Here is a 17,587-nt window from a genome sequence, read left to right as displayed (position 1 = left end):
TGCCGACGAGGCCATTTCAGGACGATGCCCCCTCTTCTGTTTTCCTGTCCTTCAGACTCCGTTATCATGCAGCCTACGTACTCATGAAAAAAGAGGCCGGATTTCATGAGATCCACGGCACCAGATGAGTCCGAACACATTACGCACTCAGTAAAATTCAAGAAAATGGACATCACAAACGGATGAGTACAATCGACAATTTCGACGCACACACGCCGATGATGCAGCAGTATCTGAAGCTGAAAGCGCAGCATCCCGAGATCCTGCTGTTCTACCGCATGGGTGACTTTTACGAGATGTTTTATGACGATGCGAAACGTGCATCGCAGCTGCTCGACATCTCGCTGACCAAACGCGGCGCTTCTGCCGGTGAACCTATCCCGATGGCGGGTATCCCGCACCACGCGGTAGAAAACTACCTCGCCAAGCTGGTGAATCAGGGCGAATCTGTCGCCATTTGTGAACAAGTTGGCGACCCGGCGACCAGCAAAGGTCCGGTCGAGCGCAAAGTCGTGCGAATTGTCACGCCGGGCACCATCAGCGATGAAGCGCTGCTGCAGGAGCGCCAGGACAACCTCCTTGCTGCCGTCTGGCAGGACAGCAAAGGCTATGGCTACGCCACGCTGGATATCAGCTCCGGGCGTTTTCGCATCAGCGAGCCCGCCGACCGTGAAACCATGGCCGCAGAACTACAACGCACTAACCCTGCCGAGCTGTTGTACGCCGAAGATTTTGCCGAGATGGCGCTGATTGAAGGTCGCCGCGGCCTGCGCCGTCGCCCGCTGTGGGAGTTCGAAATCGACACCGCGCGTCAGCAGCTGAATCTGCAATTTGGTACGCGTGACCTGGTCGGTTTTGGCGTGGAAGGCGCACCGCGTGGGCTTTGCGCCGCAGGCTGTCTGCTGCAATACGTGAAGGACACCCAGCGTACCTCGCTGCCGCACATCCGCTCCATCACCATGGATCGCCAGCAGGACAGCATCATTATGGATGCCGCCACGCGCCGCAATCTGGAGATCACCCAGAACCTGGCGGGCGGGCTGGAAAACACACTCGCCTCCGTGCTCGACTGCACCGTCACGCCGATGGGCAGCCGTATGCTTAAGCGCTGGCTGCATATGCCGGTGCGCGATATCAAAACCCTGACCGAACGTCAGCAGACCATCGGCGCGCTACAGGATGTTACTGCCGATCTGCAGCCGGTGCTGCGTCAGGTCGGCGACCTGGAACGTATCCTTGCTCGTCTGGCACTGCGCACCGCGCGTCCGCGCGACCTCGCCCGTATGCGTCACGCCTTCCAGCAACTGCCGGAACTGCGTGCACAACTGGAAAGCGTCGACAGCGCGCCGGTGCAGATGCTGCGCGAGAAAATGGGTGAGTTCACCGAACTGCGCGAGCTGCTGGAGCGAGCGATTATTGATGCGCCTCCGGTGCTGGTGCGCGATGGCGGCGTGATTGCCCCAGGCTACCATGAAGAGCTCGACGAGTGGCGCGCGCTGGCCGATGGCGCGACCGACTACCTCGACCGTCTGGAAATTCGTGAACGCGAGCGCACCGGGCTGGATACGCTGAAGGTGGGGTATAACGCCGTCCACGGTTATTACATTCAGATCAGCCGCGGTCAGAGCCATATGGCGCCAATCAACTACGTGCGCCGCCAGACGTTGAAAAACGCCGAACGCTATATCATCCCTGAGCTGAAAGAGTACGAAGACAAAGTTCTGACCTCGAAAGGCAAGGCGCTGGCGCTGGAAAAACAGCTTTATGACGAACTGTTCGACCTGCTGCTGCCGCATCTGGGGGACCTTCAGCAGAGCGCCAGCGCGCTGGCTGAGCTGGACGTGCTGGTGAACCTCGCCGAACGCGCCTATGCGCTCAACTACACCTGCCCAACGTTTATCGATAAACCCGGCATCCGGATTATCGAAGGCCGCCATCCGGTAGTGGAACAGGTGCTGAACGAGCCGTTTATCGCCAACCCACTGACCCTGTCGCCGCAGCGTCGAATGCTGATCATTACCGGTCCAAACATGGGCGGTAAAAGTACCTATATGCGGCAAACGGCGCTGATTGCGCTGCTGGCTTATATCGGCAGCTATGTCCCGGCGCAGAGCGTGGAGATTGGCCCTATCGACCGTATCTTCACCCGCGTGGGCGCGGCGGATGACCTGGCTTCCGGCCGCTCAACCTTTATGGTGGAGATGACCGAAACCGCCAATATTCTGCATAACGCCACCGAAAACAGCCTGGTGCTGATGGATGAGATTGGTCGCGGTACGTCAACCTATGACGGCCTGTCGCTGGCCTGGGCCTGTGCGGAGAATCTGGCGAATAAGATCAAGGCATTAACGCTGTTTGCGACCCACTACTTCGAGCTGACCCAACTGCCGGAGAAAATGGAAGGCGTGGCGAACGTCCATCTGGACGCGCTGGAGCATGGCGATACCATCGCCTTTATGCACAGCGTGCAGGACGGCGCGGCCAGCAAGAGCTATGGTCTGGCGGTAGCGCAGCTGGCGGGCGTGCCGAAAGAGGTTATCAAGCGTGCGCGTCAGAAGCTGCGCGAGCTGGAAAGCATCTCACCAAACGCAGCAGCGACGCAGGTCGATGGCACGCAGATGTCGCTATTGTCGGCCCCGGAAGAGGTCTCCCCGGCGGTTGAAGCGCTGGAGGGACTGGATCCAGACTCGCTGAGTCCACGTCAGGCGCTGGAGTGGATTTATCGACTGAAAGGCATGGTGTAATTATCTGCGCCGCTTCGCTTATGCTGAAGTGGCGCCTTTACCGCTGTTGAATTTATCGAAAAATAAAAATGTACGCATACGTCAAATGAAAAAAAGCCCTTACCGGTATGGCAAGGGCTTTTAAGGAGCTACAAACTTCTGATTTAACATTAATTAACTTACTGAATTGATACTACAATTTATGCTGCTTTCAAATGCACCCGTTTACTACAGATAATATTGGGCATTAAAACTTAAAAACCTCCCTTTAGTTATCCTGTTACACACACCGCCAGCCTTATCACGAACTTAAGCATGGCGCCTTAAACAAGTACATTCCCCCATCGCGACATATACTCTTTGATGCGTTGCCTTATTACCGTTGCGTTTACCATGATAAGATAATCGCAGTAAATGAATTTAAAACAAGGCGTTACATCGTCGCGCATACTCTACCATTTTGCGTTCCAGCACAATCACTACGAGGCCTTAAAACATACTGCATCCCAAACTACAAACTTCGTGGCCTTATTTACAAAATGGTTAACCCCAGTACTTCTGAATAAACACTTACTTTTATTGTGCTGTTAATACTTAATCTACGCATTTAACGCATGGTGTCAACACTGTTTTTAAAACCATGTCTATATTTACATATCCTGGAATATTGAGCGTCTCATAAATAAGACAAAATCACAGAATGTGAGCTGTACTCCCCATAAAAAAAAGCTACAGCGACGAGGCGAAACCCCATCGCTGTTGAGTGCATTAGCGCTTATCTTCCGCCAGCAGCGGTGGAATACTTGGCACCATTGGCGCGTCATCAATATCTTTCTGTGTCATGCGGAACGCTTCTGGATAATGTTCGCGGCTGGTGCGGCGCAACGGTTCGGTATCGCGCCAGGTGTACAGACAATGCTGGCACTGGTATACGGTCCAGACATCTTTTACCGGCGATGTCGCCATCACTTCAATATGCTCATCGGCGCAACGTGGACAAATCATCTTTTCCTCCTTACTTACGGTTAGCCAGCATAGCGGTCAGTTTTTCAGCCCAGACCTTGGTTTCAGGTAAATCCTGCACCGGCTGGCTGTAGTGACCACGGTTGTCCGGCGCAACCGGCGTGGTAGCGTCGATAATCAGTTTGTCGGTAATTCCCGCAGGGCTTGAGCCAGGGTCGAGCTCCAGCACCGACATATTCGGCAGCTGTACCAGATCGCCCGCCGGGTTCACCTTCGACGACAGCGCCCACATCACCTGCGGCAGGTTGAACGGGTCGACGTCTTCATCGACCATAATCACCATCTTCACGTAGCCCAGACCGTGCGGCGTGGTCATGGCACGCAGGCCAACCGCGCGGGCAAAGCCGCCGTAGCGTTTTTTGGTGGAGATGATCGCCAGCAGGCCGTGGGTGTACATGGCGTTGACCGCCTGCACTTCCGGGAATTCAGCTTTCAACTGCTGATACAGTGGAACGCAGGTAGCCGGCCCCATCAGGTAGTCAATTTCAGTCCACGGCATGCCGAGGTAGAGGGATTCAAAAATCGGCTTCGTGCGATAAGAGACTTTATCAATGCGCACCACCGTCATATTACGGCCGCCGGAATAGTGGCCGGTAAACTCACCGAACGGGCCTTCGATTTCACGCTTACGCCCTTCGATGACCCCTTCGAGGATCACCTCAGAGCCCCACGGCACATCAAAGCCGGTCAGCGGCGCAGTGGCAATCGGATACGGGCTTTCGCGCAGCGCACCGGCCATCTCATATTCGGATTGGTCGTATTTCAGCGGCGTAGCGCCCATCAGGGTAATAATCGGGTCGTTACCGAGGGTAATCGCAATCGGCAGGTCTTCACCGCGCTCTTCTGCTTTGTGCAGGTGCAGTGCGATATCGTGCATCGGCACCGGCTGCAGGCCGAGCTTGCGCTTGCCCTTCACTTCCATACGGTAGATACCGACGTTCTGCTTGCCGAAGTTGTCCGGGTCCAGCGGATCGCGGGAAACGACGCACGCTTTATCGAGGTAGAAACCACCGTCACCATCGTTCAGGCGGAACAGCGGCAGGATATCGAACAGGTTAATATCGTCACCATCAACGGTATTTTCCGCCCACGCCGGGTTAGCACGGCGCTCTGGGGCAATCGGGAATTTGTCCCAGCGGCGAATAAACTCATCAATCTGTTTTTTCACCGGCGTATTCATCGGCAGGCCCAGCGAAATCGCATGGTTTTGCCAGGAGCCGATGGTGTTCATCACCACGCGGGCATCGGTAAAGCCGCGAATATTGTCAAACCATACGGCTGGCGCACCGTCGCCAATACGTCCTGTCGCATTGGCCGCGGCCGCCAGATCCGGCTCGGCATTTACCTCTTCACTGATTTTGAGCAGTTGCCCCTGGTCTTCCAGTGCCTGCAAAAAACCGCGTAAGTCATCAAAAGCCATTATGCATTCTCCTGTGAAAGTTGTTTCGTCGCCGGTAACCCCTGCCAGCGGCGCGCTTTATCGTGTTTGAGGCCGAACTGATCGAGCACTCGCGTCACCACATGCTGGACGATGTCGTCCACCGTTTCCGGGTGGTTATAAAAAGCCGGCATCGGGGGCACCATCGCCACGCCCATGCGAGAAAGCGCCAGCATGTTTTCCAGATGAATGGTGCTGAGCGGCATTTCGCGCGGCACCAGCACCAGCTTGCGCCCCTCTTTCATCACCACGTCAGCAGCGCGCCCGACCAGCCCTTCGGCGTAGCCTGCCCGAATACCGGCCAGCGTTTTCATGCTGCACGGGATAATAATCATGCCGTCGGTCTGGAAAGAGCCGGAAGAGATGGTGGCCGCCTGATCCGCCGGGCTGTGGCTGAAGTCGGCCATGGCCGCGACATCGCGCGCGCTCCACGGGGTCTCCAGTTCAATGGTGGTTTTCGCCCATTTCGACATGACCAGGTGAGTCTCCACCTCCGGCATGTCGCGCAATGCCTGGAGAAGCGCAACACCCAGCGGCGCGCCGGTTGCGCCCGTCATGCCAATAATCAGTCTCATCGCTCACCTCAATTTCGTTCGTGTACGAACAATGTATTTCAACTTACTCCTGTCTCATGAAGCTGACAAGACGGTTCGTCTTTGCTCGCATTTTTTGTTCAAATTGCCGGGAACGGCTATCATAGGCACCCGCCACTGCAGGAGAGCCATCATGAAAATCAAAAACGAAGCGTTCCACCTACTTCGCCATCTTTTTCAGCAGCATACTTCACGCTGGCAGCAGGAATTACCCGAGCTGACCAAGCCGCAATATGCGGTGATGCGCTCTATTGCCGAAAGCCCAGGCATTGAACAGGTGGCGTTAACCAGCGTGGCGGTCAGCACCAAAGCCACGCTCGCTGAGATGCTTAGCCGGATGGAGCTCAAAGGGTTGGTGAGACGCGAGCACGACCCTGACGATAAACGTCGCCGGTTTGTTTTTCTGACAGAAGAAGGTGAAGCGCTGCTGGCGGCCAGCCAGCCGGTGGGAAATCGCGTCGATAACGAATTTTTGCAGCGTTTAACGCCAGAGGAGCGGGAGCAATTTACCCACCTGGTGCGTAAGATGATGGAATAGCGCGGAAAAAAGGCAAAGAAAAAGGCCAGCATTGCTGCTGACCTCTTTGAACAAAACTTTATTACTCGCGGAACAGCGCTTCGATATTCAGCCCCTGTGTCTGCAGGATTTCACGCAGACGACGCAGACCTTCAACCTGAATCTGACGCACGCGCTCGCGGGTCAGGCCAATTTCGCGACCGACATCTTCCAGCGTAGCTGCTTCATACCCCAACAGACCAAAACGACGCGCCAGCACTTCTCGTTGTTTGGCGTTCAGCTCGAACAGCCATTTCACGATGCTTTGCTTCATGTCATCGTCCTGCGTGGTGTCTTCCGGGCCGTTTTCATTTTCATCGGCCAGGATGTCCAGCAGCGCTTTCTCAGAATCCCCGCCCAGCGGCGTATCAACTGAGGTGATGCGTTCATTGAGACGCAGCATACGGCTTACGTCATCAACCGGTTTATCCAGCTGTTCGGCAATCTCTTCCGCACTCGGTTCGTGATCCAGCTTGTGCGACAGTTCACGCGCGGTACGCAGATAAACGTTCAGCTCTTTAACAATATGGATTGGCAGACGAATGGTACGGGTTTGGTTCATGATAGCCCGTTCAATGGTCTGACGGATCCACCAGGTGGCGTAGGTTGAAAAACGGAACCCACGTTCTGGGTCGAACTTCTCTACGGCACGAATCAGACCCAGATTGCCCTCTTCGATAAGATCCAGCAGCGCCAGACCACGATTGCCGTAACGGCGGGCAATTTTCACCACCAGACGGAGGTTACTTTCAATCATCCGACGGCGTGAGGCTACATCGCCACGCAGAGCACGACGAGCAAAATAGACTTCTTCTTCAGCGGTCAATAACGGAGAATAGCCGATCTCGCCTAAGTAAAGCTGAGTCGCATCGAGTACACGTTGAGTGGCACCCTGCGATAAGAGCTCTTCTTCCGCGAGTTCGTTGTCACTGGGTTCCTCTTCACTCAAGGCTTTCTCATCGAAAACCTCTACTCCATTCTCATCAAATTCCGCGTCTTCATTTAAATCATGAACTTTCAGCGTATTCTGACTCATTAAGGTGACTCCTACCCGTGATCCCCAGGCAATGCACCTTAGCATGTTACTTTTCAGGCGGCTCCAGCATCGGCCAGCGTCGCCTGAAAGCGTTCATGTGAAGTACTTTGCCGAATTATCGCTGCGGTAAATACTGCAGCGGGTTGACGGATTTCCCCTTGTAACGAATTTCAAAATGCAAACGTGTTGAACTGGTTCCGGTGCTACCCATGGTAGCGATTTTCTGCCCCGCTTTGACGTCCTGTTGTTCCCGGACCAGCATCGTATCGTTATGAGCGTAGGCACTCAGGTAATCATCGTTGTGTTTGATGATAATAAGATTACCGTAACCGCGCAGTGCGTTACCGGCATAGACGACGCGCCCATCGGCGGTTGCGACGATTGCCTGTCCTTTACTGCCCGCAATATCGATGCCTTTGTTGCCACCGTCGGTGCCGCTAAAGTTTTCGATAATCTTGCCGTCAGTTGGCCAGCGCCATGATGAGATTGGCGAACTGGTTGAAGTACTGCTGGCAGTCGGTACGGTTGTGCTCGCAGTTGGTGCCGTTACAGGCGCTGTGACGGTGCTCGTCGCAGGCTTGTTATTAGGCAACATTTTGTTAGCACTTTGTTCACCTGAATCCTCAGAATACGTAATTGTCGTGGTCGACGCAACAGGCGCGGTTGATTTTTGTGCAGGTTTTGAGACTAATCCGGAACTTCCGCTGCTGGCCTGAGAACTGGCCACCGCAACCGGGTTATTGCCGGTAATTGGCTGCCCGGAAGCGTTGCCTACCTGCAGCACCTGACCAACGTTCAGCGCATAAGGTGCGGCGACGTTGTTGCGCTGGGCAAGGTCACGGAAATCATTGCCGGTGACCCAGGCAATGTAAAACAGCGTATCGCCGTGCTTCACCGTATAGGTGCTGCCGCCAGCATAGCTGCCTTTTGGAATATCACCGTATTTACGGTTGTAGACGATATGGCCGTTCTGCACCTGCACCGGCTGCTCAGCAACCGGCTGAGTAATGCGCGGCTGGGTTTGAACGGGCTGCGTCTGAACCGGCTGTACCGGTTGAATCTGAGGAGTAGACTGCGCCGTGCTGCCCATTTTCGGCGGCGGCGTAATTAACATGCCGGAGTTCGTGCTGCTGGAACCGTTACTGTTCACGGAGCTGACTGGCGCTGGGGCATTATTCGATGATGTACAACCGGCCAGCCAAAGTGAAGCCAGTGATAATGCCACAATACGATTAACGGTAAATTTAGGGCTTCCCGCGCTCATTTATCCCCCAGGAATAGGTTAACTGCCAGTGACTGAATACCGCGCAACGCACGTGCTGAACACTGGAAAACGTGTTCACCATACGCTGAATTGGGCCAAAAAACCTCAGAATAATCCGGGTCTCAGGCCAGTTCCCCTTTCACCAGGGGAACGAAACGGACGGCCTCTACGGTATCGATAATGAATTCGCCTCCCCGCCGATGAACGCGCTTCAGGTACTGCTGATCATCGCCCACGGGCAAAACGAGAATACCGCCTTCGTCGAGCTGCGACATCAGCGCAACCGGAATCTCCAGCGGAGCCGCCGTCACGATAATGGCATCAAACGGGGCGCGCGCTTGCCACCCCTGCCAACCATCGCCGTGGCGGGTAGATACATTGTGTAAATCAAGCTGCTTCAGGCGACGACGCGCGTGCCATTGCAGGCTTTTTATACGCTCAACGGAACAGACGTGATGCACCATGTGTGCGAGGATTGCCGTTTGATACCCCGAACCGGTACCGATTTCCAGCACCCTTGAATCGGGGGTCAACTCCAGCAGCTCCGTCATTCGCGCGACCATATACGGCTGCGAAATGGTCTGTCCCTGCCCTATCGGCAGCGCAACGTTATCCCACGCGCTGTGTTCAAACGCTTCATCAATAAATTTTTCGCGCGGCACCTGCGCCATCGCGTCCAGCACCCGCTCGTCATGAATGCCAAGCTGGCGCAGCTGATTTAACAGGCTCTGGATGCGTTTACTGACTACCATTGCGCATCAACCCTCGCCTGCTCCAGCCAGTCGGTAACCACCTCATGCGCGCTATGGGCAGTGAGGTCAACGTGCAGCGGCGTGACGGAGACGTAGCCTGCATCAACGGCGGCGAAATCCGTATCCGGGCCAGCATCGCATTTATCGCCAGGCGGGCCAATCCAGTAGAGCGTGTTGCCCCGCGGATCCTGCTGCGGGATCACTTTATCCGCCGGATGGCGGCTGCCGCAGCGCGTCACGCGAATGCCTTTGATTTGATCGAGCGGCAGATCCGGAACGTTAACGTTCAGAATGCGCCCGGTACGCAGCGGCTCGCGCGCTAAAGCGCGCAGCAGCGAGCAGGTGATGGCAGCGGCAGTGTCGTAATGCTGATGGCCATTTAGCGAGACCGCCAGCGCGGGAAAGCCCAGGTGACGGCCTTCCATCGCGGCCGCAACCGTGCCGGAATAGATAACATCATCGCCCAGATTTGGCCCGGCGTTAATGCCAGAAACCACGATATCCGGGCGCGGACGCATTAGCGCATTGACGCCCAGATAGACACAATCCGTTGGGGTGCCCATCTGGACGGCGATGTCGCCGTTTTCGAAAGTGAAGGTACGAAGCGAGGACTCAAGCGTCAGCGAATTCGACGCACCGCTGCGGTTACGATCGGGTGCAACTACCTGAACCTCGGCAAACTCCCGTAAGGCTCTGGCCAGCGTCTGAATGCCTGGCGCATGGATCCCGTCATCGTTACTCAGCAATATTCGCATAATCACCTGTTGTATTGATAAGTTCCCTTACCACGCTGGTCGCAAAGCTTCCCGCCGGCAGCCAGAAGCGCAGTTCGACGGTAACGTCGTCCCACCAGTTCCAGCTAAGCTGCTGCGGATAAAGCAGCTGGGCGCGACGTGCAGCCTCAACCTTTTCGCGCAGCAGCAATGACTGCAGCGCGGTCTCTTCGGCCAGCGTCGTTTGTTCAAATTCCAGAGCTGTTCGCTGCGTGCCCCATTCGCCGCTGCCGGGCAGCGCGGCGGTAATCATCAGTTCACGCACGTCCACGCGAGCCTGCAGCGCCGCAAGCTCGTCATCGGTGGCAACAAACCAGCTGCCACGCCCCGCTAATTGTAGCGCATCGCCGTCAACAACTTGATTAAAGTCCGGTTTTTTTAGGCGCTCACTCACAATCTGATTAAACAACGCGCTGCGGGCCGCCGACAACCAAAAACTGCGTTTATTACGATCGCGCACCGGCGCACCGCTTTCGGCCCAGCGCAGCGCGCCAAGCAGGTTGCTGCCGCCAATCCCAAAGCGCTGAGCGCCAAAGTAGTTCGGTACGCCGCGCGCGGCAATCGCCTGCAGCCGCGCTTCAACGTCACTACGACCGCTCACTTCGCGCAGTACCAGCGTGAACTGGTTACCTTTCAGCGCGCCTAAACGTAATTTACGCTTATGACGGGCATATTCCAGTACCTGACAGCCTTCCAGCTGGAACTGGCTTAAATCAGGCATCGCATTGCCCGGTACGCGGGCGCACAGCCACTGTTCGGTGACTGCATGCTTATCTTTTTGCCCGGCAAAGCTCACTTCCCGGGCATGTATCTTAAGGAATTTTGCCAGCGCGTCGGCAACAAATCGGGTGTTGCAGCCATTTTTCAGAATACGAACCAGTATGTGTTCGCCTTCGCCGTCCGGCTCAAAGCCTAAATCTTCGACCACCAGAAAATCTTCCGGATTGGCCTTCAGCAACCCGGTTTCCTGCGGTTTACCGTGCAGGTAGGTGAGTGCGTCAAACGGAATCATGGTTTCGCCTTATGCAGCAGCGCGACCGCTTCACAGGCAATGCCTTCACCGCGCCCGGTAAAGCCGAGTTTTTCGGTGGTGGTCGCTTTTACGTTTACGTCGTCCATATGGCAGCCGAGGTCTTCGGCGATAAACACGCGCATTTGTGGGATATGCGGCAGCATCTTCGGTGCCTGAGCAATAATGGTGACATCGACGTTGCCCAGCGTGTAGCCCTTGGCCTGAACGCGTTTCCACGCTTCGCGCAGCAAGGCGCGGCTGTCTGCCCCTTTAAAGGCCGGGTCAGTATCCGGGAACAGTTTGCCGATGTCGCCCAGCGCTGCCGCGCCCAGCAGGGCATCGGTCAGTGCGTGCAGCGCGACGTCGCCGTCGGAGTGCGCCAGCAGCCCTTTTTCATAAGGGATACGCACGCCGCCGATGATAATTGGGCCTTCTCCGCCAAACGCGTGTACGTCAAAACCGTGTCCAATGCGCATTATGTCTTCTCCAGGTCAACCCAAGCGGGTGAGGTAAAATTCGGCAAGCGCCAGATCTTCCGGGCGAGTAACCTTAATATTATCAGCACGTCCGGCAATCAACTCGGGATGAAAGCCGCAATATTCTAATGCCGATGCTTCGTCGGTAATCGACGCCCCTTCGTTTAGCGCGCGGGTTAAACACGCCAACAGCAGCTCACGAGGGAAAAATTGCGGGGTCAGGGCGTGCCACAGATCGTTACGATCGACCGTGTGCGCAATCGCCGTTTTACCGGGTTCGGCGCGTTTCATGGTATCGCGTACCGGCGCCGCCAGAATGCCACCAACGCGGCTGGTTTCGCTTAAGCGGAGTAGCCGCGCAAGGTCATCCTGGTGCAGACATGGGCGAGCCGCATCGTGCACCAGCACCCATTCGGCGTCATCAATCACCCGCAGACCAGCCAGAACGGAGTCGGCACGTTCGGCGCCGCCTTCAACGACGGTAATCTGTGGATGTTGCGCAAGCGGGAGCTGCTGGAAGCGTTCGTCTCCGGCGGAGACAGCAATGATCACTCGCTGGACGCAGGCATTAGTCAGCAGCGCATCCACCGAGTGTTCGAGAATCGTTTTGTTACCGATTGAGAGATATTGTTTTGGGCAGTCCGTTTGCATGCGGCGGCCAAATCCGGCTGCCGGCACCACGGCGCATACGCCCGGAAAAGTTACGGCCATGTCGTCATCCTGGGACTGTTTATCGATTAGTTTGTGTTTGCCCCGCACCCTGGCTGCGTTTAGACGCATCCGGAACCAGACGATAGAAAGTTTCGCCCGGACGGGTCATGCTGAGTTCGTTACGTGCGCGTTCCTCGATCGCCTCCTGGCCACCATTGAGGTCGTCAATTTCAGCAAAGAGCTGATCGTTGCGCGCTTTTAATTTCGCGTTGGTTGACTGTTGTACGGTCACATCATCACGGACCTTGCTGAAGTCATGAAGACCATTTTTTCCGAACCACAACGAATATTGTAGCCAGACCAGCAAAGCCAGTAATAGCAGCGTTAATTTACCCATCCTGCCCCCTGAAAAACGGCACTATCATCCCATAACTTGCCGTCATACTCCACTCCGGCCGCAGGGGATACCGCATATCGCTGGAAATGTACCATATTTCAAGCACAGAAAGGCACGTCGGGTTATCGCTCACATAACCGGTATATGCTAATACAAAAGCATCAACTCATAATCCATGTGAATAACAAACCACACAGAATAGCGACCGTCACCAGGGTTGCAACAATTGTGTAGCCTAGTTTGCCTTTCACCAATGAGTGAAACGCAACACCGATAACTACCGCAACGGGCATCAGAGCGAGGAAGAAAGGCCAGGTGTACAAAAAGAAGAACAGCGTGTTATTGCCGTAATGCAGATAAGGAATACCCAGCGCCATCAGCCATGCGACAAAGCCGACAAAAGCCCCTGATAAAGACCATGTGGTTTCATCATTGGAAGGGGCGAGTGACTCGGATTCGGCCACGTTGATGTTCTGAGTATTACGCATAAATAATCCTGTTAGGCCGGAGCCAACAAACTCCGGCACGTTTTCAGGATCTGATAATATCGCTCTGCTTGAGTAGATCTAATAATTGCGCAACCAAATTTGTTACTAATTGTTCACCATCAAGGCGGATCGCAGGCTGCTCGGGGGATTCATATGATGAATCAATCCCGGTAAAATTCCGTAGCTCGCCGGCACGCGCTTTTTTGTAGAGCCCTTTCGGATCGCGCGCTTCACAGGTCGCCAACGACGTATCAACAAACACTTCAAAGAAGCGATCATCGCCGACGCGTTCGCGAACCATTTGACGCTCCGCCCGATGTGGCGAAATAAACGCGGTCAGTACCACCAGCCCGGCGTCTACCATCAGTTTCGCCACTTCACCAACGCGACGGATATTTTCCTTACGGTCCGCGTCGGTAAAGCCTAAATCGTTACACAAACCGTGACGCACGTTATCGCCATCCAGCAAATAGGTGCTGACACCGATTTGATGCAGCGCCTCTTCCAGCGCCCCAGCCACGGTGGATTTCCCCGAGCCCGAAAGCCCGGTGAACCACAGCACAACCCCACGGTGACCGTGGAGCTGTTCACGCTGCTGCGCAGTGACGGGATGGGCGTGCCAGACGACGTTTTCGTCATGCTGAGCCATTACTTGCCTCCCAGCAGATCGCGCGCACCCCAGTGTGGGAAGTGTTTACGCACCAGCGCATTCAGCTCCAGCTCGAAGGCGCTGAATTCAGAGGTGGTCACGGTATCCTGGGTATTTGGCTCGTGCACCATACCGGCACCGACAGTGACGTTGGTTAAGCGGTCGATAAAGATAAGACCGCCGGTCACCGGGTTTTCCTGATATTTGTCGAGCACCAGCGGCTCGTCAAAGGTCAGATCCACAAGACCGATGCCGTTCAGCGGCAGTGCATCGACGTTACGCTGGGTCAGGTTGTTGATATCCACCTGATACTGAATGCCGTCCACGCGGGCGCGGGTTTTCTTGCCTGCGACTTTGATGTCGTAGCTCTGCCCTGCCGCCAGCGGCTGTTCGGCCATCCACACCACGTCAACGGCGGCACGCTGTACCGACGGCAGCGCATCCTGTGCATCCAGCAGCAGGTCACCGCGGCTGATATCGATTTCATCTTTCAGCACCAGCGTCACCGCTTCACCAGCGTAGGCTTCCGGCAGGTCGCCATCAAAAGTGACGATACGAGCAACCGTGGACTCCACGCCTGATGGCAGCACTTTAATGCGCTGGCCGACCTTCACGCTGCCCGAGGCAACGGTGCCGGAGAAGCCCCGGAAGTCGAGGTTCGGGCGGTTGACGTACTGTACCGGGAAGCGCATTGGCTGGCTTTCCACCGTACGGCGGATCTCCACGGTTTCCAGCACTTCCAGCAGCGTCGGGCCGCTGTACCATGCGATCTTGTCGCTGCTGCTGGCCACGTTATCGCCTTCCAACGCGGAGAGCGGTACGAAGCGAATATCGAGGTTGCCAGGCAACTGTTCGGCGAAAGTCAGGTACTCTTCGCGAATGCGGTTAAAGGTCTCTTCGCTGTAGTCGACGAGATCCATTTTATTGATCGCCACCACCAGGTGTTTGATCCCCAGCAGCGTCGAGATAAAGCTATGACGACGGGTTTGATCGAGCACGCCTTTACGGGCGTCGATCAGCAGGATCGCCAGGTCGCAGGTGGACGCCCCGGTCGCCATGTTGCGGGTGTACTGCTCGTGACCCGGGGTGTCGGCAATAATAAATTTGCGCTTCTCGGTGGAGAAGTAACGGTATGCCACGTCGATGGTAATACCCTGCTCACGCTCGGCCTGCAGACCGTCCACCAGCAGCGCCAGATCGAGTTTTTCGCCCTGGGTACCGTGACGTTTGCTGTCATTATGCAGCGAGGAGAGCTGGTCTTCATAAATCTGGCGGGTGTCGTGCAGCAGGCGGCCAATCAGCGTACTTTTGCCGTCATCCACGCTGCCGCAGGTCAGGAAGCGCAGCAGGCTTTTGTGCTGCTGGGCGTGCAGATACGCTTCCACTCCGCCTTCATCAGCGATTTGTTGTGCAATAGTGGTGTTCATGGCGGCTCCTTAGAAATAACCCTGACGTTTTTTAAGCTCCATGGAGCCAGCCTGGTCGCGGTCAATCACGCGGCCCTGACGTTCACTGGTGGTCGAGACCAGCATCTCTTCGATAATTTCCGGCAGCGTCTGCGCGTCGGACTCTACCGCGCCGGTCAGCGGCCAGCATCCCAGGGTACGGAAGCGCACCATCCGTTTTTTAATCACTTCACCCGGCTGCAGGTCGATACGGTCGTCATCGATCATCATCAGCATGCCATCGCGTTCCAGCACCGGGCGCTCGGCGGCCAGGTACAGCGGAACAATATCGATGTTTTCCAGGTAGATGTACTGCCAGATATCCAGCTCGGTCCAGTTGGAGAGCGGGAAGACACGGATGCTTTCGCCTTTGTTAATCTGGCCGTTGTAGTTATGCCACAGTTCCGGACGCTGGTTTTTTGGGTCCCAGCGGTGGAAGCGGTCGCGGAAGGAGTAGATACGCTCTTTGGCGCGCGACTTCTCTTCGTCACGGCGCGCGCCGCCGAACGCGGCATCAAAGCCGTATTTGTTCAGCGCCTGCTTCAGCCCTTCGGTTTTCATGATGTCGGTATGCTTAGCGCTGCCGTGCACGAACGGGTTAATCCCCATCGCCACCCCTTCCGGGTTTTTATGCACCAGCAGTTCGCAGCCATAGGCCTTCGCGGTACGGTCACGGAACTCGTACATTTCGCGGAATTTCCAGCCGGTATCGACGTGCAGCAGCGGGAACGGCAGCGTACCAGGATAAAACGCCTTGCGCGCCAGGTGCAGCATTACGCTGGAATCTTTACCGATGGAGTACATCATCACCGGATTAGCGAATTCGGCGGCCACCTCACGGATGATATGGATGCTTTCCGCCTCCAGTTGCCGCAGGTGAGTAAGTCGTTTTTGGTCCATAACCGTTCCTTAAGCCTGATTCATTGCACGTCTGTTGTGTTGATGCCGGATTGTGTCGTGTCGTCGGGCGCTTTTTTTGTTGTTGCGGGTGTCGTGCTACAACTCGCTAACAATCAGCAATAGAGGGACTATAGGGGGTGGTTTAGACCAAATGAAATTACGAAAAGGAATGAGTTGTTACTCAAAGGAATAACGAGCTGAAAAAGCAAATATCAAAAAGTGCTTAACGCCCGCTATTTCCGGCATTTAGGAGGTTTTGAAATTGTGTAATCCCCTTCACGGTTTCATACTACTCCCGACTATTTTTTTGCATCGTTGTAAGGACTTCCTATGTTCTCCGCACTGCGCCACTGTCTGACAGCCATGGCGCTCGGCGTCTGCACTCTTCTTCCAGCACAGGCGGCCACCACGCCTCTGGGAACCATCGCTAACACGCAAGCTCGCTATATCGCCACCTATTTCCCAGGCCGTATCACCGGTACACCAGCCGAAATGCTCTCCGCGGACTACATCCGCCAGCAGTTCTCGCAAATGGGCTACCAGAGCGATATCCGCACCTTTAACGGCCGTTATATCTACACCACCAAAGATAACCGTAAGAACTGGCACAACGTGGTCGGCAGCACTGTGATTGCCGCTCATGAGGGGAAGTCACCGCAGCAGATTATTGTGATGGCGCATCTGGACACCTACGCGCCGCACAACGACAGCGACGTGGAGAAAAACCTTGGCGGCCTGACGCTTCAGGGGATCGACGATAACGCGCTAGGGCTGGGCGTCATGTTAGAGCTGGCTGAACGCTTTAAAGGCGTTCCGACGCAGTACGGCATTCGTTTTATCGCCACCAGTGGCGAAGAGGAAGGCAAGCTCGGCGCAGAGAACCTTCTTAAGCGCATGAGCAGTGAAGAGAAGAAAAACACCCTGCTGGTTATCAATCTCGATAACCTGGTGGTCGGCGATAAAATCTATTTTAACAGCGGCGTGAAAACGCCCGCCTCGGTGCGCAAACTTACCCGCGACCGCGCGCTGACCCTTGCGCATAGCCGCGGTATTGCGGCGGCCACCAACCCCGGCCTGAATGCGCAATACCCGCAGGGAACCGGCTGCTGCAACGACGCGGAGATTTTCGATAAAGCCGGGATTCCGGTGCTGTCCATTGAGGCGACGAACTGGTCGCTCGGTAAAAAAGATGGCTACCAGCAGCGCGCGAAAAGCGCGAGCTTCCCTGACGGCACCAGCTGGCACAACGCCCATATCGACAATCAGCAGTATCTTGATAAAGCGCTGCCGGGGCGTATTGAACGCCGCAGCCGTGAAGTGGTGAGGGTGATGATGCCGCTGATGCGTGAGCTGGCGAAGGCGAAAACGCGTAGCTGATATCATCAAGGTCAGGCGCCTTGCCTGGCCTTTT

At 55.6% G+C, this 17,587-nt stretch carries 18 protein-coding genes; 3 read left to right on the top strand and 15 right to left on the bottom strand.

The window, feature by feature from the left end; translation table 11 throughout:
* The first annotated feature begins 182 nt into the window (after positions 1 to 182).
* Positions 183 to 2,744, top strand: a complete 2,562-nt coding sequence (mutS, locus tag V6944_RS10555; protein WP_185668025.1) for a DNA mismatch repair protein MutS — start codon at positions 183 to 185, stop codon at positions 2,742 to 2,744.
* 747 nt (positions 2,745 to 3,491) lie between these two features.
* Here mutS and V6944_RS10550 read toward each other — a convergent pair.
* Genes V6944_RS10550 through V6944_RS10540 form a run of 3 tightly spaced genes read right to left on the bottom strand, consistent with a single transcriptional unit; the run spans position 3,492 to position 5,759 of the window.
* Positions 3,492 to 3,728: a non-oxidative hydroxyarylic acid decarboxylases subunit D gene (locus V6944_RS10550; RefSeq protein WP_333498910.1), complete on the bottom strand. Its 237-nt coding sequence runs from the start codon at positions 3,726 to 3,728 to the stop codon at positions 3,492 to 3,494.
* A gap of 10 nt (positions 3,729 to 3,738) precedes the next feature.
* A complete protein-coding gene (locus V6944_RS10545) occupies positions 3,739 to 5,166 on the bottom strand; it encodes a non-oxidative hydroxyarylic acid decarboxylases subunit C (RefSeq protein WP_333498909.1) in 1,428 nt (475 codons plus the stop codon).
* The gene (locus V6944_RS10540; RefSeq protein ID WP_333498908.1) at positions 5,166 to 5,759 is read right to left on the bottom strand and encodes a non-oxidative hydroxyarylic acid decarboxylases subunit B; all 594 of its coding nucleotides are present in this window, start codon (positions 5,757 to 5,759) and stop codon (positions 5,166 to 5,168) included. The genes V6944_RS10545 and V6944_RS10540 overlap by 1 nt, the downstream gene beginning before the upstream one ends.
* A gap of 151 nt (positions 5,760 to 5,910) precedes the next feature.
* Here V6944_RS10540 and V6944_RS10535 point away from each other — a divergent pair, with 151 nt between their 5' ends.
* On the top strand, positions 5,911 to 6,315 hold the full coding sequence (locus tag V6944_RS10535; RefSeq protein WP_185668022.1) for a MarR family winged helix-turn-helix transcriptional regulator: 405 nt from the start codon (positions 5,911 to 5,913) through the stop codon (positions 6,313 to 6,315).
* Positions 6,316 to 6,376: 61 nt separating this feature from the next.
* Here V6944_RS10535 and rpoS read toward each other — a convergent pair whose 3' ends face one another.
* The 12 genes from rpoS to cysD all read right to left on the bottom strand — a co-directional run bounded on the left by rpoS (position 6,377) and on the right by cysD (position 16,176).
* Positions 6,377 to 7,369, bottom strand: a complete 993-nt coding sequence (rpoS, locus tag V6944_RS10530; RefSeq protein ID WP_035892885.1) for an RNA polymerase sigma factor RpoS — start codon at positions 7,367 to 7,369, stop codon at positions 6,377 to 6,379.
* Between the two features lie 115 nt (positions 7,370 to 7,484).
* Complete coding sequence (nlpD, locus tag V6944_RS10525; RefSeq protein ID WP_333498907.1) at positions 7,485 to 8,633, bottom strand: murein hydrolase activator NlpD; 1,149 nt, start codon at positions 8,631 to 8,633, stop codon at positions 7,485 to 7,487.
* A 122-nt stretch (positions 8,634 to 8,755) separates the two neighbouring features.
* Positions 8,756 to 9,385, bottom strand: a complete 630-nt coding sequence (locus V6944_RS10520; RefSeq protein ID WP_333498906.1) for a protein-L-isoaspartate(D-aspartate) O-methyltransferase — start codon at positions 9,383 to 9,385, stop codon at positions 8,756 to 8,758.
* Positions 9,379 to 10,140 carry a 5'/3'-nucleotidase SurE gene (gene surE, locus V6944_RS10515; RefSeq protein ID WP_333498905.1) on the bottom strand — a complete coding sequence of 254 codons (762 nt, stop codon included), beginning with the start codon at positions 10,138 to 10,140 and terminating at the stop codon, positions 9,379 to 9,381. Before surE ends, V6944_RS10520 begins: the two co-directional genes overlap by 7 nt.
* Positions 10,121 to 11,170, bottom strand: coding sequence for a tRNA pseudouridine(13) synthase TruD (gene truD, locus V6944_RS10510; protein ID WP_333498904.1), 1,050 nt, complete (start codon positions 11,168 to 11,170; stop codon positions 10,121 to 10,123). Before truD ends, surE begins: the two co-directional genes overlap by 20 nt.
* Positions 11,167 to 11,646 carry a 2-C-methyl-D-erythritol 2,4-cyclodiphosphate synthase gene (ispF, locus tag V6944_RS10505; RefSeq protein WP_185668017.1) on the bottom strand — a complete coding sequence of 160 codons (480 nt, stop codon included), beginning with the start codon at positions 11,644 to 11,646 and terminating at the stop codon, positions 11,167 to 11,169. Before ispF ends, truD begins: the two co-directional genes overlap by 4 nt.
* 15 nt (positions 11,647 to 11,661) lie before the next feature.
* Positions 11,662 to 12,357 (bottom strand): 2-C-methyl-D-erythritol 4-phosphate cytidylyltransferase, encoded by a 696-nt coding sequence (ispD, locus tag V6944_RS10500; protein WP_333498903.1) that lies wholly within the window; start codon positions 12,355 to 12,357, stop codon positions 11,662 to 11,664.
* 19 nt (positions 12,358 to 12,376) lie between these two features.
* Positions 12,377 to 12,694: a cell division protein FtsB gene (ftsB, locus tag V6944_RS10495; protein ID WP_185668015.1), complete on the bottom strand. Its 318-nt coding sequence runs from the start codon at positions 12,692 to 12,694 to the stop codon at positions 12,377 to 12,379.
* 161 nt (positions 12,695 to 12,855) lie between these two features.
* Complete coding sequence (locus V6944_RS10490) at positions 12,856 to 13,182, bottom strand: DUF3561 family protein (protein WP_333498902.1); 327 nt, start codon at positions 13,180 to 13,182, stop codon at positions 12,856 to 12,858.
* Between the two features lie 43 nt (positions 13,183 to 13,225).
* On the bottom strand, positions 13,226 to 13,831 hold the full coding sequence (gene cysC, locus V6944_RS10485; RefSeq protein WP_333498901.1) for an adenylyl-sulfate kinase: 606 nt from the start codon (positions 13,829 to 13,831) through the stop codon (positions 13,226 to 13,228).
* On the bottom strand, positions 13,831 to 15,258 hold the full coding sequence (cysN, locus tag V6944_RS10480) for a sulfate adenylyltransferase subunit CysN (protein WP_333498900.1): 1,428 nt from the start codon (positions 15,256 to 15,258) through the stop codon (positions 13,831 to 13,833). The genes cysC and cysN overlap by 1 nt, the downstream gene beginning before the upstream one ends.
* A gap of 9 nt (positions 15,259 to 15,267) precedes the next feature.
* Positions 15,268 to 16,176 carry a sulfate adenylyltransferase subunit CysD gene (gene cysD, locus V6944_RS10475; RefSeq protein ID WP_185668011.1) on the bottom strand — a complete coding sequence of 303 codons (909 nt, stop codon included), beginning with the start codon at positions 16,174 to 16,176 and terminating at the stop codon, positions 15,268 to 15,270.
* Positions 16,177 to 16,506: 330 nt separating this feature from the next.
* Here cysD and V6944_RS10470 point away from each other — a divergent pair, with 330 nt between their 5' ends.
* The gene (locus V6944_RS10470; RefSeq protein WP_333498899.1) at positions 16,507 to 17,553 is read left to right on the top strand and encodes an aminopeptidase; all 1,047 of its coding nucleotides are present in this window, start codon (positions 16,507 to 16,509) and stop codon (positions 17,551 to 17,553) included.
* The last annotated feature ends 34 nt before the right edge of the window (positions 17,554 to 17,587 follow it).

The sequence above is a fragment of the Kluyvera sp. CHPC 1.2972 genome (genome assembly GCF_036759925.1).
Taxonomy (GTDB): Bacteria; Pseudomonadota; Gammaproteobacteria; order Enterobacterales; family Enterobacteriaceae; genus Kluyvera.
The sequence above is the reverse complement of the archived record's forward strand: the minus strand, read 5'-3'. Positions and strand labels throughout refer to the sequence as shown.